This is a genomic window from Agrobacterium sp. 22-223-1 (genome assembly GCF_053522385.1).
In genome coordinates this window covers 192733-207448 of the sequence record NZ_JBNWCN010000004.1, presented here as the reverse complement: position 1 = coordinate 207448, position 14716 = coordinate 192733, and the positions used below count along the sequence as shown (strand labels likewise).

Genomic DNA, 14716 nt, shown 5'->3' with positions numbered 1-14716 from the left:
GCGCACTGCCAGTTCGCCGGGCCTTTTCCGCTCAGCCATGTAGTGGCGAGCGTCGCGTGTTCATCAGATTTTCATAGGCCGACAAAAAGACCCAGCCAGCGCGCAACGGTCCTGACCATCCAGATCAGGAACACGAACGAAGCTATGCCGGTGGCGGTGACGAGCGCTGCAGAAGCGACGAGGAGGCCGGTTGTGAGATTGCGCCTGAACCGGTGACGTTTCGGCTCGAGTGCTCTATCCATGGCGCAGAGCGGCAATCAGCCCGCGAATGGTGAGCGTGACATAAAGCATGCCCGCCATCGCCATCAGCAGGCCGGTGCCGAGAGAGCTGAGGTTGCTCAGCGAAAACATAAATGTATCAGCCGCCACCATTGGCAAGACCCTTCAAGAACAGCAGATTTCGCATCGTTCTAGATCGTGCCGGTTTCCCGCATATGTCCCGTTTGTTTCGTCTTGTTGCTGCCGCGGGGCATTTTCGTGATGGCGCGGCTTTGCGCGATTTCCGCAAGGCCCTTCACAAGCCCGTCGGTTTGGTTTAAAGCCGCTCCCCGTAATCCGGTCGCAGCCCACCCGGTCAAAACAAGGGATCCCAAATTATGAAAACCATCGTCATCTGCTCCGGCGGACTGGACTCCGTTTCGCTTGCGCATAAAATCGCGGCGGAACACGAACTTCTCGCTCTCGTCTCCTTCGATTATGGCCAGCGCCACAGGAAGGAACTGGAATACGCGGCCGATTGCGCGCGGCGTCTCGGCGTGCCGCATCATGTCATCGATATCAGAACCATCGGTGCCCATCTCACCGGTTCGGCGCTGACCGATGACGTGGAGGTGCCGGATGGGCACTATGCGGAAGAGACCATGCGCTCCACCGTGGTGCCGAACCGCAACGCCATCATGCTCACCATCGCTTTCGGGTTGGCCGCCGCGCAGCAGGCGGATGCCGTGGCGATTGCCGTGCATGGCGGCGATCACTTCATCTACCCCGATTGCCGGGCGGGCTTCATCGACAGCTTCAACGCGATGCAGGCGCATGCGCTTGAAGGTTATGCGAACGTCAAGCTCTTTGCTCCCTATGTCACCGTTTCCAAGGCGGCGATCGTGACCGACGGTGTGAAATACGGCACGCCGTTTGGCGAAACATGGTCCTGTTACAAGGGCGGCTTGCGCCACTGCGGCCGCTGCGGCACCTGCGTGGAACGGCGTGAGGCCTTTCATCTGGCTGGTGTCACCGATCCGACCGACTATGAGGACCCGGATTTCTGGGTGGCGGCCACCCATGCCTATGCGGCGCAGGAGGTGAGCTGATGTTCCGCATCACCAAGGAATTTCACTTCTCCGCCTCGCACCAGCTGAAAAGCCTGCCGTCGGATCATCAGTGCAATCGCCTCCACGGGCATAATTACATTGTTGAGATCGAGCTGGCAGGCGAAGCGCTGAACGAGCACGGTTTCGTGCGCGACTATCACGAACTTGCACCGCTGAAGCGCTATATCGACGATCATTTCGACCACCGCCACCTGAACGACGTTCTCGGCCATGACCGGGTGACGGCGGAATGCCTGGCGAAGCATTTTTATGACTGGTGCAAGGATCGCCTGCCGGAAACGAGCGCCGTGCGCGTCAGCGAAACCGCCAAGACCTGGGCGGAATACCGGCCATGACGGCGGCTGCACACAAGATTGCAGCGAAGGAAACCACGATCCGCATCAGCGAAATCTTCGGTCCGACCATTCAGGGCGAAGGCGTGCTGATCGGTCTGCCGACCGTTTTCGTGCGCACTGGCGGCTGCGATTACCGCTGCTCCTGGTGCGATACGCTGCATGCCGTTGACAGCGAGTACCGCGACACGTGGAAGCCGATGCCGGTCGAGGCGATCTGGCAGGAGGTGCGGCGGCTTTCCGGCGGCGTGCCGCTGACGGTCTCGCTTTCAGGCGGCAACCCGGCCATCCAGCCGCTCGGGGCCTTGATCGCGAAGGGGCAGGGCGAGGGGTATCGCTTCGCGCTGGAAACGCAGGGCAGCATCGCCAAAGACTGGTTTGCTGCTCTCGACCATCTGGTGCTGAGCCCCAAGCCGCCATCGAGCGGCATGGAAACGGACTGGCGGGCCTTCGAAGATTGTCTTGCCGCCGCCGGCGACGGACCGCAGGTGGCGCTGAAGATCGTGGTGTTCGACGATGCGGATTATGCCTATGCCAAGGCGGCATCCGCGCGTTTCCCGCATCTGCCGGTCTATCTCCAGACCGGCAACCATACCCCGCCGCCGCCCGATGACGACGATGCACGTGTGGATATCGATGGGGTGATGGACCGGATGTTGTGGCTGGTGGAGAAGGTGAGCGAAGATCGCTGGTTTTCCGCCCGGGTGCTGCCGCAGCTGCATGTGCTGTTGTGGGGGAATAAGCGGGGGGTGTAGATTGTGCGGAAGGATTAAAATTCCACGTCGTAGTCCACGTCTTTGAGAAAGCGCATAGCGGATTGAGCGAGCGGGTGCCACTTGCTTCTTCTCCCCGCCGGGGAGAAGGTCGCGGCAGCGGGATGAGGGGGCAACGTCAGCGATATTCGGAGAGCTTGCCCCCTCATCCGACCCTTCGGGCCACCTTCTCCCCCTCGGGGAGAAGAATACGCGGCAACGTCGTGCCGCATATTGTCTTTCACATCAGGCCGAAACGGCCAGCTCGCGCCGTTCCCGATCCGCAATGATCGATAGATCGAGCACCTTCTGCAGATTGGCCGCATGACGGAAATCCGGATCGGCGGGGCCGCCTTCCATGACGGATCTGGCGAATTTTTCGTAATTCGTCGGCACCGGGTCGACATCGATGGTCTTCCAGATCGCCTTTTCCACATCCTCGCCGATGCAGGCGCGCAGGCTGGAATAATCCGGCGTGTGGATCACTTCCAATGCGCCCTTGTCGCCATGGATGCGCAGGCGAAGTTCGTTCAGATGCCCCGTCGCCCAGCGGCTGGCATGGATGACGCCCATGGCGCCGTTTTCAAGCTCGGCGGTCATGGTGAAGCTGTCATTGGCATCGAGGTCGTAGACGCCAATTTTATTGCCTTCATATTTGTCGAAGGTCTTCAGCCGCGTGAAGATGCGCTCCACATCGCTGCCCGCGCCATAGGAGGCGAAATCGAGAATGTGGATGCCGACATCGCCCAGCACACCGTTCGAACCATGCTTGGTGGAGAGCCGCCACAGCCACTTGCTCTCCGTCATCCAGTCGCCCCAGGCCTTGGAAACGAGCCAGCTCTGGAGATAGGAGGCTTCGAGATGCCGCACCTTGCCGATCTCGCCTGCCAGCACCATCTCGCGCGCCGCCTGCAAGGGTGCGACATTGCGATAGGTGAGGTTGACCATGGCGACGAGGCCGGCCTTTTCGGCGGCATCGGCCATTTCGGCGGCTTTGGCGTAGTTTTCCGCCAGCGGCTTTTCGCAGAAGACGTGCTTGCCGGCCGCAAGCAGCTTCAGGCTGGTGGGATGGTGGATCGCATCCGGCGTGACATTGGCCGCCGCATCGAATTCACCCCAGGCAATCGCGTCATCCAGCGAGGTGAAGGAGAGCGGAATGTTGTGGCGCAGCGCAAAGCCCCGCACCACCACATCGTCCACATCCACCGCCGCGACGAGTTCGACGCCGGGGATTTCAGAGAAATATGTGGCATGGTTGTTGGCCATGCCGCCGGTTCCGAGAATGAGAAGTCTCATGGCTATTTACCTGTAACCTGCTTCGCCAGCTTTGTGCAGCTTGGGGCCGCGTTCTTCGATAGGCTCCAGAGCCTTGTCGACGGGAACATTGGGGGCGTCGTGAATGCTTTTCAGTGCGCCAACGGGATTATAGGCCCATTTCACCGAGTTGCTGATGACCTTCTGGACATTGGCGTCGTGATAGGTCGGATAGGTCTCGTGGCCGGGGCGGAAATAGAAGATATTGCCTGCACCACGGCGCCAGGTGAGACCGGAACGGAAGACCTCGCCGCCCTGGAACCAGGAGATGAAGACGGTTTCCAGCGGCTCCGGCACGGAAAACTGCTCACCATACATTTCCTCGTTTTCCAGCTCGAAATGTTCCGGCAGGCCGGCGGCGATCGGGTGGCGCGGATTGATGGTCCACAGGCGCTCGCGTTCGCCCGCCTCACGCCATTTCAGCGCGCAGGGCGTGCCCATCAGGCGCTTGAACGGCTTGGAGAAGTGGCCGGAATGCAGGACGATAAGGCCCATGCCTTCCCAGACGCGCTTGGCGACACGCTCGACGATTTCATCCTGAACCGCACCATGGTCCTTGTGGCCCCACCAGACGAGAACGTCGGTCTTGTCGAGGCGCTCCTGCGAAAGCCCGTGTTCCGGCTCCTGCAGCGTGGCGGTGGTGGCGTTGATCTCAGGATTCTGGTTCAGCGCGTCGGCAATGGTGTTGTGCATGCCGTTCGGATAGATCGAACGCACCGTCTCATTGATGTGTTCGTGGATATTTTCGCCCCATACAACGGTGTTGATGGTCATTGTCATGCTCCTCGGTGAAAGCCGGGACCTTGGGTGAGCCCGGCGAAAGTTGAATGTTCAGGCGGCACCCCGGGCAGGGTTGCGGGCAAGCGCCCGGCCCTCGGCGTCGAAACGATGTATCTGCGTTGCATCCGGCGCGATGGCGATGCGTTCACCGGCCGTGCGGCCGGTCACGCCCTCTTCACGAACGACGACGGGTTCACCCGCGCCGATCTCGACATAGATATAGCTGTCCGATCCCAGCATTTCCGAATGCACGATCTCGCCGCTCCAGCCGCTGCCATCGGTGGCGATGGCGATGTGTTCGGGGCGGATGCCGATGGTTTTCGCCCCTTCGGCCTCCGCATATTTACCGGTGAGGAAGTTCATCTTCGGCGAGCCGATGAAGCCGGCGACGAAGGTGTTGACCGGGCTTTCGTAAAGCTCCAGCGGCGTGCCGATCTGCTCGACACGGCCGTCACGCAAGACGCAGATACGGTCGGCGAGTGTCATCGCCTCCACCTGGTCGTGGGTGACGTAGATCATCGTCGTGTCATGCATCGAGCGATGCAGCTTGGCGATTTCGAGACGCGTGGCGACGCGCAATGCCGCATCGAGGTTGGAGAGCGGCTCGTCGAAGAGGAAGACCTTCGGATCGCGCACGATGGCGCGGCCGATGGCGACACGCTGGCGCTGGCCGCCGGAAAGCTGCTTCGGCAAGCGCTCCAGATAGGGCGTGAGCTGCAGCATCTCGGCCGCCGCTTCCACGCGCTTCCTGCGCTGTTCCTTGTCCGCGCCTGACAGTTTCATGCCGAAGGCCATGTTCTCGAACACGGTCATATGCGGATAAAGCGCATAGGACTGGAAGACCATGGCGACGCCACGCTTGGCGGGCGGCAGGCGGTTCACCGTCTCGCTGTCGAAGGAGAGCGTGCCACTGGTAATTTCCTCCAGCCCGCAGATGAGGCGCAAAAGCGTGGACTTGCCGCAGCCCGAGGGGCCGACGAAGACCATGAATTCGCCGGAGCGGATGTCCATGTCGATGCCCTTGATGACATCGAAGGCGCCGAAGGATTTGCGAAGATCGCGCAGTTGAATGGTGGTCATTTGGTTTCTCCTAGCCTTTGACGCCGCCGGCGGTGAGGCCGGAGATGATGCGTCGCTGGAAGATCAGAACGAGGACGACGAGCGGGGCGGTGACGATGACGGACGCGGCCATGATCGTTCCCCAGGGGATTTCGAACTGCGAGCCGCCCGACAGGAGCGCGATGGCGACAGGCACCGTGCGCTGTTCGTTCGATGAGGTGAAGGTGAGCGCGAAGAGGAACTCGTTCCAGGCCGCGATGAAGGCGAGAAGCCCTGTGGTGACGAGCGCCGGCCACATCAACGGCATGAACACCTGGGTGATGATGACCCACGGCGTTGCACCATCGACGATAGCCGCTTCCTCGATCTCTATCGGCAGGTCGCGCATGAAGGTTGTCAGCACCCAGACCGTGAAGGGCAGGGTGAAGATCATGTAGGAAAAGATCAGCGCGAGCGGCGTGTTGAAGATGCCCGCCCAGCGGATCAGTTCGAACAGGCCGGCGAGAACGGCGATCTGCGGGAACATCGAAACCGACAGGATGGTGAGCAGAAGCAGCGCACGACCCCGGAAGCGGACGCGGGCGAGAGCATAGGACGCCGTGACCGCAAGGAACAGCGACAATATGACGACGGAAGATGCAACGAACAGCGAATTGCCGAGATTGCGCAGGAAAGTGCCGTTGCCGATGACGAAGCTGTAATTGGTCAGCGAGAAGTCACGCGGCCAATAATTGACCTGGAACAGCGCCGAGCCGGATTTCAGGCTCGTCAGGATCGCATAATAGAACGGGAATACCGAAATCACCATGATGACGGCGACCAGCGCATAAAAAGCGGTGGTTTTCAGGATGCTTGGCAGGGTCATCGCGCGGCTCCATCGGTGTTGACGCGCCCGAGCCACATGTAGATGACGGTGATCGAGGCGATGATGAGGAACAGCATGGTGGAGGCTGCAGCACCGTAGGAGAACTTGTCGAAATCGAACAGGTTCTCGCGCGCCAGCACCGACATGGTGCGGGTCTGGGCGTTGTTGGGCGTCAGGATATAGATGAGGTCGAAGACGCGCATCGCATCCAGCATGCGAAAGATGACGGCGACCATGAGGGCCGGGCGGATCATCGGCAACGTGACGCGGAAGAACACCTTGACGGGATGAATGCCATCCACCTTTGCCGCCTCATACATGTCCTTCGGCACCATTTGCAGGCCGGCGAGAATGAGCAGCGCCATGAAAGGCGTGGTCTTCCAGATATCGACGATCAGCACGGCGATCATCGCGGTCTCGGGATTGGCCGTCCAGGCGATCTTGCTGGAGATCAGCCCGAGATTGAGGAACAGGTCGTTCAATATGCCGAACTGGTCGTTCAGCATCCACGCCCACATCTGCGCCGAGACGATGGTGGGAATGGCCCAGGGCACGAGGATTGCGGCACGCACGAGGCCACGTCCCTTGAATTCGGCATTCAGCACCAGCGCGACGATGAGGCCGAGCACGGTTTCGAAGCTGACGGAAAGGATGGTGAATTTGAGCGTGTTGAGAACCGCGCCCCACCATGCGGGATCGGCAAGCAGGCCGCGATAGATGGTGCGGCCGCTGCTGAGCGTGATCCAGGTGAGGTAGTTCTTGAGGCCGACGAACTGCGCCCCGTCGAGATTGGTGAGCGAGGCGTCGGTGAGGCTGAACCACACGGTGCGCACCAGTGGCCAGCCCGCCACCAGCGCCAGCACCAGAAATGTGGGGGCAAGAAACAGCCAGGCGGATTTCAGTCGTTCCGACTGCAGGTCGGAGCCGGTGCCGGCGTCGGATGCCGCGACCGGTCTTTGAAGGGCAATGTCGTTCATGGGGATATCTCGCGGTTGGGGCGCGGGAGACGATCAGGCGAGACCGCCTCCCGCGCGGGCCGGATTACCAGCCGTTGCCTTTGAGATCGGTCAGTTCAACCTCGAGAAGTTCGAGATTTTCAGCCGCTGTGCCGTTGCCGGAGAGCGTGTTGTGCACGGCGCCCCAGAATTTGGCGGAAACCTCGTTATATTTCACCTTCGCCGAGGCGGAAGGACGCGGAACGGCGGTCTGGAAGATCGGCTTCCATGTCGGCATGAAGGGCTGCGCGGCAGCGACATCCTTGTCGTCGTAAAGGGATGCGATCGTCGGCATGTTGGAGAGCTGGATCGCGCGCATCTTCTGGGTGTCTTTCGACGCCAGGAATTTCACGAGCTGAATAGCCGCTTCCTGATCGTCGGAATATTTCGAAACGGCGAGGTTCCAGCCGCCGAGTGTCGAAGCAGGGGCCTCGCCTTCAGTGCCCGCCGGCAGCGGGGTAACGCCGAACTTTCCTTTGATGGCGCTGTCGTCGCCATTACCCAGTGCATAGGCATAGGGCCAGTTGCGCATGAAGACGGAATTGCCGGTTTGCCAGACGCCGCGCGCTTCCTCTTCCTTATAAGCGAGTACGCCCTGCGGCGCGATGGTGCCGACCCAGCCCTTGGCGGTTTCGATGGCGGCTGCGGCCTTCTCATTGTTGACGGAGATATCGCCGTTGGTCTCGACAATATGGCCGCCGCCGGCGGAAGCGATCCATTCCAGCGCGTTGCAGGTCAGGCCCTCATAGGCGCTACCCTGGAAAACGAAGCCCCAGAGGTCCTTCTGTCCGCCTTCGCGCTCCTTGTCCTGGATTTCCTTGGCGGTCTCGCTCAGTTCCTTCCAGGTCTTCGGCGGCTGCTTGCCGTATTTTTCCAAAAGGTCCTTGCGGTAGAAGAGCGCCGGCGCGTCGGTGAACATCGGCATGGCGACGAGCTTGCCGTCAACCGTCTGCGAGGCGACGATGGAAGGGAAATGATCGCCGATGACATCCTTTGTCGCTGCGGTCAGATCCACGAACTGGTCGGCCAGCTGCGGTGCCCAGATCACGTCCGTCTGGTAGACGTCGACATCCTTGTTGCCGGCGGCAAGCCACAGCCGGTACTGGCTGAACTGTTCGCTGGACGATGACGGCATGGTGACGAGATTGACCTTGTGACCGGTCTCTTTCTCGAAGGCGGCGATCCGTTCGCGGAAGAACGCGACGTTCTTGCCGGTCGAATTGGCGGCGATGGAAAGTTCAGCTGCCTCAGCCGAAACGGCGGCGGAAAACGCCGCTCCGCACAGGAACAAAGTCTTCATGGAAATATTCATTGTCAAACTCCTCCGTTGACGCTTCCGATTGTCCTCAAAATTGAAAGCGCTTTTGACTGACGCGAGGCTCTCAAAAGCCGAGCAATCTGTCAATACTCTTTCTAATCCCCCGGAAATCGGCTGTTTTCGCCTGCAATTTTTCGGCGTTTGCCTTTGGGGATGATCAACTGTAAGGTTTCAGGTGGAGGAAAATTGAAATCGTTTTCAATTTTGTCGGCTTGAAAAATCCGCGGCGGCGACGCATGCAGGGGCAAATTGGCAAAAAATTATGAAGCTCAAGGAATTCGCAGAGAAAGTCGGGCTCTCGCCCACCACCGTCAGCCGGGCGCTGGGCGGCTACCCCGAGGTGCGCGAGGAAACGCGCCAGCGGGTGATGGAGGCTGCGCTGAAATACGGCTACCGGCCGAATGCCAATGCTGTCAGGCTGGCGACGGGCAGGGCAGGCGCCATCGGTGTCGTCATGGGCCGTTCGGGCGGCGGGCACTTCTTTTCCGAATTCATGGGCGGCATGGCGACGCGTCTGGAACGGGAGGAGACCGATATTCTCGTCAGCGTTACTGTCGACAATAATCTCGATGAGGAACTGGCGATTTTCAGCCGGCTGGCGTCGAGCGGCCGGGTGGATGGCATCATCGTGCATTCACCCCGCCCGGAAGATGAGCGCATCGCACTGCTCAACCGGCTGGGTGTGCCCTTCATCGTGCATGGCCGCTCAAAGACGCCTTTCGAACATGCCTGGCTCGATATCGACAATCACGACGTCACCTATCGCCCGACGATCCATTTTCTGGAGCGCGGACACAGGCGCATCGCCCTTATCAATGGTCCGGTCGGCCGCACCTTCGTGCAGGACCGCGAGCAGGGTTTTCGCGAGGCGCTGGCGACGCACGGCATTACGCCGGACCCGCGCTTCATGATGAATGAGCACTTCAGCGAAGAGACGGCCTTTCGCTTCGCCCGCTCGCTGCTGGAACAGACGCCGCGCCCAACGGCCTTTGTGGCGGGTGCGATGATGACGGCGCAGGGTGTCTATCGCGCCGCGACGCAGATGGGGTTGACGATTGGCAGGGATGTCTCCGTCATCGCCCATGACGACGTGTTTCCTTACCTTACGCCGGAAAGCATGATGCCGCCGCTTTCCACCACCCGCTCGCCCATGCGCATGGCGGGCATGCGGGTGACGGACCTGCTTTTGCAGATCATCGGCGGCCGTCCCGTCCGCGAGGTTCAGGAATTGTGGCCGGTCGAACTGATCTTGCGGGAATCGGTCGGCCCTGCCTGAACTTGTTGCCATAGCTCACTGATTCCACTCCATTTTGTGAACGTCAGTTGATAACGTTCGCCTTTCGTCATCTATACGTCCGCGCCGTCTCATGTATAATCGGAACAGTTACGGGCGTTATGGAACAGGACCCGGGCCGGCGCGTTGAGGGGACGTGTCGAAGGAGGTGGACGGATGTTTGAATTTTTAAAACCGCAACAGCAGACTGTGATCGATGATGTCGAGGCGACCGGCACCTATGCCGATGCGCTGCTCAACGTTCCGAGCCCGGAATTGAACCGTTCGACCGCTCGCGAGCATGGTCATGAAGCCCATTCCCGCGACTATTGCGAAAATCGCGACATTTCCCGCAGCGCGCTCGGTTTCGCCTGAGCCATCGCAAAAACCTTCCTTAAAAACGGAACGGACAGGTCGTGCCTGCGTTTTCCCTGTACGACCCGCAGGGCGGCGCAACCGGACCGAAGGGACCTGACCGGCATTTGACCGATGGGCGAATTGGATGTTGCGCCGCCTGATTGGCGACAGCGCAAAGGCGCTGTCCCACGAGATAAAAACGCAGCTTGTGCCCATTGTGGCAAAGCGTGTTTATCAGGAGGCCGCGATGCCAGCCGTTCCCGTCGAACCCTATCCCGAACCGCCGATGCCCGTGCCGCCGCAGCCGGATATTCCGCCGGTGGAAGAACCGGAACCTGACCGGTTGCCGGACGAGGCGCCGACACCCAACCCCGACGAAAATGACGGGCCGCCAAAGGTTCTCTCGTCTTTCACGCCTCTCCGTTCTCGAATTTCTTGCTGACGAAAGCCGAGCCCTTGAGCCCGAAGCGCCACGGATATTCCGTCGCGCGGCTGATGCCGATTCGTCTGCCGCTGGTGACGGCGGCGGCTTCTTTCGGCAACCGCAGAAAAAACGGCGCTGCGTTCAACGGCGCGCCGTCCATCTCCCCCGTAATCGCCAGCGCCTGACAGAGCCTGCCCGGACCTGAGCAGAGAAGTTTCGGCTTGTCAGTTCCCCGTCGCAGTTTCATCATGTCTATGCCGGTCAGGGGTTCGATGGCGCGCAGAAGCACGGCGGAACCCGGGGCGCAGACAAAGTTGGCGCACCAGTGAATGCCATAGGACCGGTAGACATAAAGACGGCCGGCCGGGCCGAACATTGCCCTGTTGCGCGGGGTCTGCCCGTTAAAACTGTGGGATGCCGGGTCGTCCGGATGATAGGCTTCGGTCTCCACGATGATGCCGCCGGTATTGCCGATGCGGAACTCCGCGCCGATGAGGGCGCGGGCCACATCCAGCGCATCGCGCAGGAAGAAACTCTCCTGCATTTCCGGGCCAAAGGCCTGATCCATCTGGAACCCTTCCGCTCTGCCGTCGTTGTGAATTCAGGTTCTAACCGTTTTCCAGCATCGGATTCGTACCGGTGCTTTCCAAGCCGGAGGGCATGTCATGCAACTTTCGACGACCTATGTAAAACGCAATAACGGGGTTATCTCCGTCGAGTTCGTCGGCAACGACGGCGATCAGGTCTCGGTTCGCCTCGCCGACGGTCTTGAAGGGATCGACGATGCCGAGGCCATCAAGCGGGCGAGCGCGGTAATGGTGCAACTGACCGCGTTCGGAACGCGTCATGGTGCGGATGCGCCTTCGCAATTTTCCGCTCTGGGTACGGCGCAGGATGAAGCTCCGCACGGACAGGCGAGCGCCCGCACATCGAAGGATCGCGACATTCTGGAGGAGGAGTTGGAAGAGGGGCTGGAGGACAGCTTTCCGGCGAGTGATCCCGTTTCGGCGACGGTCACGTCCATTGCTTCCCGAAAAGGGGGGCGGTGACATTGGTTGTTCGCAAAGTCGCTCTGGTAACCGGCGCTGGCTCCGGCATTGGGCGCGCCGCCGCCCTTCATCTGTCGGCGCAGGGTTTCTCGGTGGGTCTGTTGGGCCGCACCAAATCCGAATTGAACGATGTCGCCCGGGAAATCGGCGCAGCATCCGGTTGTTCGAAGGTGCTTTTGGCCGATGTGGCGGATGAAGCGGCCATGCGTCACGCGGTCGCAGCGCTGGTTGAAGATTTCGGCCGGCTTGATGTCGTGGTGGCCAATGCCGGCGTCAACGGCGTCTGGGCGCCCATCGATGAGCTGAAACCGTCCGAATGGGACGATACGATCCGCATCAACCTGCGCGGCACCTATCTCACCGTCCATGCCAGCGTGCCGCATCTGAAAGCGGCCGGCGGCGGGTCCATCGTCATCATTTCGTCGATCAATGGCACCCGCACCTTCACATCGCCCGGTGCTACGGCCTATTCCGTGACGAAGGCCGGCCAATTCGCCATGGCGCAGCAACTGGCGCTGGAACTGGGGCGTCATCGTATTCGCGTCAATGCGGTGTGTCCGGGCGAAATCGAAACGGCAATCGATGAAAATACCGATATACGCGGGCGGGAAAAAACGGAGGTTCCAGTTCGTTTTCCGGCTGGGGATATTCCGGTAACCGGCGGCATGGCCGGAACGAGCGAGGATGTCGCCGCGCTGATCGGTTTCCTGGCGTCGGATGCGTCCCGCCACATTACCGGCACGCCGGTATGGATCGATGGCGGTCAGGGCCTGCTTCGATAATCGCGGCCGGTACTGTCACTGCCCACACCATCACGGGCTTGTGTCCTTATGATTAACGAATGGGTAACGTCTGTTCACGAGACTTTGTCCATGGGCGAGGTTGCCGTGTTGTGGCCACCTTCGATAGTTAAGCGTCTGCCGGAAAGGCGGGCAAATCAGGCGGGCAGAACAATCCATGGGCATGCAGGCATTGCTGGATTTCGCGGTTGCGGGGTTGCGGCAAAAGGTAAGGGCAGGGGCAAGAATGGCTGCGATCGTTGCGATCGGTGGCGGCCTTGCCGCGTGCACTTCCATGGGGCTCGATAGCGTCAAGAAAGACCCGCCGAAACTGTCGTCCAAGATGATGGCGCAGATGTCGGCCAAGAGCATGCGCCCGGAAAGCCCTGTCCTCGTTCGCATTTTCAAGCAGGAAAGCGAGCTTGAGGTCTGGAAGGTCGACAAGACCGGAAATTACGCCTTGCTCAAGGCCTATCCCATGTGCCGCTGGTCCGGAAAGCTCGGCCCCAAGATGAAAACGGGCGACCGGCAGGCGCCGGAAGGTTTTTATCATGTCTCCGCCGGCATGCTGAACCCGAACTCACAATATTACGTCTCCTTCAATCTCGGTTATCCCAACCGGCTGGAATCGGCGCTCGGTTACACCGGTGAGGCGCTGATGGTGCATGGCGCGTGCTCCTCTTCCGGCTGCTACGCCATGACGGATGCCCAGGTGGGCGAGATTTACGCCATCGTTGCGCGTGCGCTTCAGGGCGGGCAGGACCGCTTTCAGGTACAGGCCTATCCCTTCCGCATGAGCGCAAGGAACATGGTGGCGCATCGGGACGACCCCAACATGCCGTTCTGGAAGACGTTGAAGGAAGGCTACGACTATTTCGAGGTGACGCGCCGGCAGCCCAAGGTTTCCGTCTGCGGCCGTCGTTATGTCTTCAACAGTGAATTTGCCGAAGGCGAACCTGCCGATCCGCTGGCGGCCTGCCCACCGGCCATCAACCAGCAGGATCCGCTGGTGGCTTCGAAACTGGCCGAAGAGCAACAAAAATTTGCCGCCGCCATGAGTGAGGGAACTTCCAGCCCGCTCAGCGCGTATGTAGATGGCGGCATGCATCCGAGCTTCCGGGCCATTTTGAAATCGAACGGCGCCAAGGCCATGGCATCGCAGGTTTCCGGCACGAAGTACCCTATCAGCCGCCCAGAGGCGGCGCTGGCAGATCCCTTTGCCGGCGTGAGATGACGTAAATGAGGTTTTTCAATTGAACGAGACGACGACGACCCGGCGGGGTTTCCTGCTTGGAGCAGGTGGACTGGCGCTTGCCGGCCTTGCGGGCTGCAACACAACCGCGCGTGAGGCCGCCCGGCCTGCAGCGCCCGCTGACGATCCGATGTATGCCCTGATGTACGGCCCCAAGCCGGACGAGCAGTTCCCGCTGCCGGAAATCCCCTACAAGCGGATTCCGCGTCAGTTCCTGCGGCAGATGGTGGCGAACCCGACGGGTGAGCGCCCCGGCGTTATCGTCGTCGATACCGCCAATCATTTCCTCTATCTCACCTATGAGAACAATCAGGCCATGCGTTATGGCGTCGGCCTCGGCCGCGCGGGCTTTGAATGGGCCGGTCGCGGCGTCATTCAGTACAAGCGGCAATGGCCGCGCTGGACGCCGCCCGATGAGATGATTGCGCGCCAGCCGGAACTGGAACCCTATAGCAGCCGCAATGGCGGCATGGAGCCGGGCCTCAAGAACCCGCTCGGCGCACGCGCGCTCTATATCTTCAAGGATGGCAAGGACACGATCTACCGCCTGCACGGCTCGCCGGAATGGTGGACCATCGGCAAGTCGGTATCCTCCGGCTGCGTGCGCCTGCTGAACCAGGATATCATCGACCTTTATAATCGCGTGCCCGATGGCACGCCGATCGTGGTGACGGCGCTCGGCCCCGCACAGCAGGGCGTGCCGATCGGCCAGGAAGGTGTGCCCGTGGCGCAATATGGTAACGGCGTGATCGGCGACGGCCTGTCGCAACCGATGCAGACTTACTGAAAAGGCACAAAAAGGCCGCGCTTTCAGGCGCGGCCTTTTTGTTTGCATGGTT

General features: G+C 60.7%; 18 protein-coding genes. 10 read left to right on the top strand and 8 right to left on the bottom strand.

Annotated features, from left to right (window positions below; genetic code table 11):
- Positions 1 to 71: 71 nt before the first annotated feature.
- The gene (locus tag ACQZ60_RS18475; protein WP_020811473.1) at positions 72 to 242 is read right to left on the bottom strand and encodes a hypothetical protein; all 171 of its coding nucleotides are present in this window, start codon (positions 240 to 242) and stop codon (positions 72 to 74) included.
- Between the two features lie 354 nt (positions 243 to 596).
- Between ACQZ60_RS18475 and queC the strand changes: the two genes are divergently transcribed.
- The 3 genes from queC to queE are packed head-to-tail and all read left to right on the top strand — an operon-like array spanning position 597 to position 2415.
- Positions 597 to 1307 (top strand): 7-cyano-7-deazaguanine synthase QueC, encoded by a 711-nt coding sequence (queC, locus tag ACQZ60_RS18470; RefSeq protein WP_448735837.1) that lies wholly within the window; start codon positions 597 to 599, stop codon positions 1305 to 1307.
- Positions 1307 to 1663 carry a 6-carboxytetrahydropterin synthase QueD gene (queD, locus tag ACQZ60_RS18465; RefSeq protein WP_020811477.1) on the top strand — a complete coding sequence of 119 codons (357 nt, stop codon included), beginning with the start codon at positions 1307 to 1309 and terminating at the stop codon, positions 1661 to 1663. The genes queC and queD overlap by 1 nt, the downstream gene beginning before the upstream one ends.
- Positions 1660 to 2415, top strand: coding sequence for a 7-carboxy-7-deazaguanine synthase QueE (queE, locus tag ACQZ60_RS18460; RefSeq protein ID WP_020811478.1), 756 nt, complete (start codon positions 1660 to 1662; stop codon positions 2413 to 2415). The genes queD and queE overlap by 4 nt, the downstream gene beginning before the upstream one ends.
- A 243-nt stretch (positions 2416 to 2658) precedes the next feature.
- Here queE and ACQZ60_RS18455 read toward each other — a convergent pair whose 3' ends face one another.
- The 6 genes from ACQZ60_RS18455 to ACQZ60_RS18430 all read right to left on the bottom strand — a co-directional run bounded on the left by ACQZ60_RS18455 (position 2659) and on the right by ACQZ60_RS18430 (position 8737).
- Positions 2659 to 3708 (bottom strand): Gfo/Idh/MocA family protein, encoded by a 1050-nt coding sequence (locus ACQZ60_RS18455; RefSeq protein WP_059758561.1) that lies wholly within the window; start codon positions 3706 to 3708, stop codon positions 2659 to 2661.
- Positions 3709 to 3714: 6 nt separating this feature from the next.
- Positions 3715 to 4500 (bottom strand): ThuA domain-containing protein, encoded by a 786-nt coding sequence (locus ACQZ60_RS18450; RefSeq protein ID WP_046801358.1) that lies wholly within the window; start codon positions 4498 to 4500, stop codon positions 3715 to 3717.
- 57 nt (positions 4501 to 4557) lie between these two features.
- A complete protein-coding gene (locus tag ACQZ60_RS18445) occupies positions 4558 to 5586 on the bottom strand; it encodes an ABC transporter ATP-binding protein (protein WP_269829547.1) in 1029 nt (342 codons plus the stop codon).
- 10 nt (positions 5587 to 5596) lie between these two features.
- Positions 5597 to 6430 carry a carbohydrate ABC transporter permease gene (locus ACQZ60_RS18440; RefSeq protein WP_020811483.1) on the bottom strand — a complete coding sequence of 278 codons (834 nt, stop codon included), beginning with the start codon at positions 6428 to 6430 and terminating at the stop codon, positions 5597 to 5599.
- Positions 6427 to 7407 carry a carbohydrate ABC transporter permease gene (locus ACQZ60_RS18435; protein ID WP_448735836.1) on the bottom strand — a complete coding sequence of 327 codons (981 nt, stop codon included), beginning with the start codon at positions 7405 to 7407 and terminating at the stop codon, positions 6427 to 6429. Before ACQZ60_RS18435 ends, ACQZ60_RS18440 begins: the two co-directional genes overlap by 4 nt.
- Positions 7408 to 7471: 64 nt before the next feature.
- Positions 7472 to 8737, bottom strand: coding sequence for an ABC transporter substrate-binding protein (locus ACQZ60_RS18430; RefSeq protein WP_196379029.1), 1266 nt, complete (start codon positions 8735 to 8737; stop codon positions 7472 to 7474).
- Positions 8738 to 9005: 268 nt separating this feature from the next.
- Here ACQZ60_RS18430 and ACQZ60_RS18425 point away from each other — a divergent pair, with 268 nt between their 5' ends.
- The 3 genes from ACQZ60_RS18425 to ACQZ60_RS18415 all read left to right on the top strand — a co-directional run bounded on the left by ACQZ60_RS18425 (position 9006) and on the right by ACQZ60_RS18415 (position 10815).
- A complete protein-coding gene (locus ACQZ60_RS18425; RefSeq protein ID WP_020811486.1) occupies positions 9006 to 10019 on the top strand; it encodes a substrate-binding domain-containing protein in 1014 nt (337 codons plus the stop codon).
- 174 nt (positions 10020 to 10193) lie between these two features.
- Positions 10194 to 10391, top strand: coding sequence for a hypothetical protein (locus ACQZ60_RS18420; RefSeq protein ID WP_003523793.1), 198 nt, complete (start codon positions 10194 to 10196; stop codon positions 10389 to 10391).
- A 229-nt stretch (positions 10392 to 10620) separates the two neighbouring features.
- Entirely contained in the window at positions 10621 to 10815 is a 195-nt protein-coding gene (locus tag ACQZ60_RS18415) for a hypothetical protein (protein WP_031234121.1), read from the top strand.
- On the opposite strand, the gene ACQZ60_RS18410 is transcribed toward ACQZ60_RS18415, so the two are convergent.
- Entirely contained in the window at positions 10784 to 11365 is a 582-nt protein-coding gene (locus ACQZ60_RS18410) for a DNA-3-methyladenine glycosylase (RefSeq protein ID WP_020811488.1), read from the bottom strand. The two genes, ACQZ60_RS18415 and ACQZ60_RS18410, sit on opposite strands and share 32 nt — an antisense overlap.
- Positions 11366 to 11462: 97 nt before the next feature.
- Here ACQZ60_RS18410 and ACQZ60_RS18405 point away from each other — a divergent pair, with 97 nt between their 5' ends.
- The 4 genes from ACQZ60_RS18405 to ACQZ60_RS18390 all read left to right on the top strand — a co-directional run bounded on the left by ACQZ60_RS18405 (position 11463) and on the right by ACQZ60_RS18390 (position 14664).
- Positions 11463 to 11846, top strand: a complete 384-nt coding sequence (locus ACQZ60_RS18405) for a hypothetical protein (RefSeq protein WP_020811489.1) — start codon at positions 11463 to 11465, stop codon at positions 11844 to 11846.
- Positions 11843 to 12628: an SDR family oxidoreductase gene (locus ACQZ60_RS18400; protein ID WP_020811490.1), complete on the top strand. Its 786-nt coding sequence runs from the start codon at positions 11843 to 11845 to the stop codon at positions 12626 to 12628. Before ACQZ60_RS18405 ends, ACQZ60_RS18400 begins: the two co-directional genes overlap by 4 nt.
- A 175-nt stretch (positions 12629 to 12803) precedes the next feature.
- Positions 12804 to 13859 (top strand): L,D-transpeptidase family protein, encoded by a 1056-nt coding sequence (locus tag ACQZ60_RS18395; RefSeq protein WP_020811491.1) that lies wholly within the window; start codon positions 12804 to 12806, stop codon positions 13857 to 13859.
- A 19-nt stretch (positions 13860 to 13878) separates the two neighbouring features.
- Entirely contained in the window at positions 13879 to 14664 is a 786-nt protein-coding gene (locus ACQZ60_RS18390) for a L,D-transpeptidase (protein ID WP_020811492.1), read from the top strand.
- Positions 14665 to 14716 lie beyond the last annotated feature (52 nt).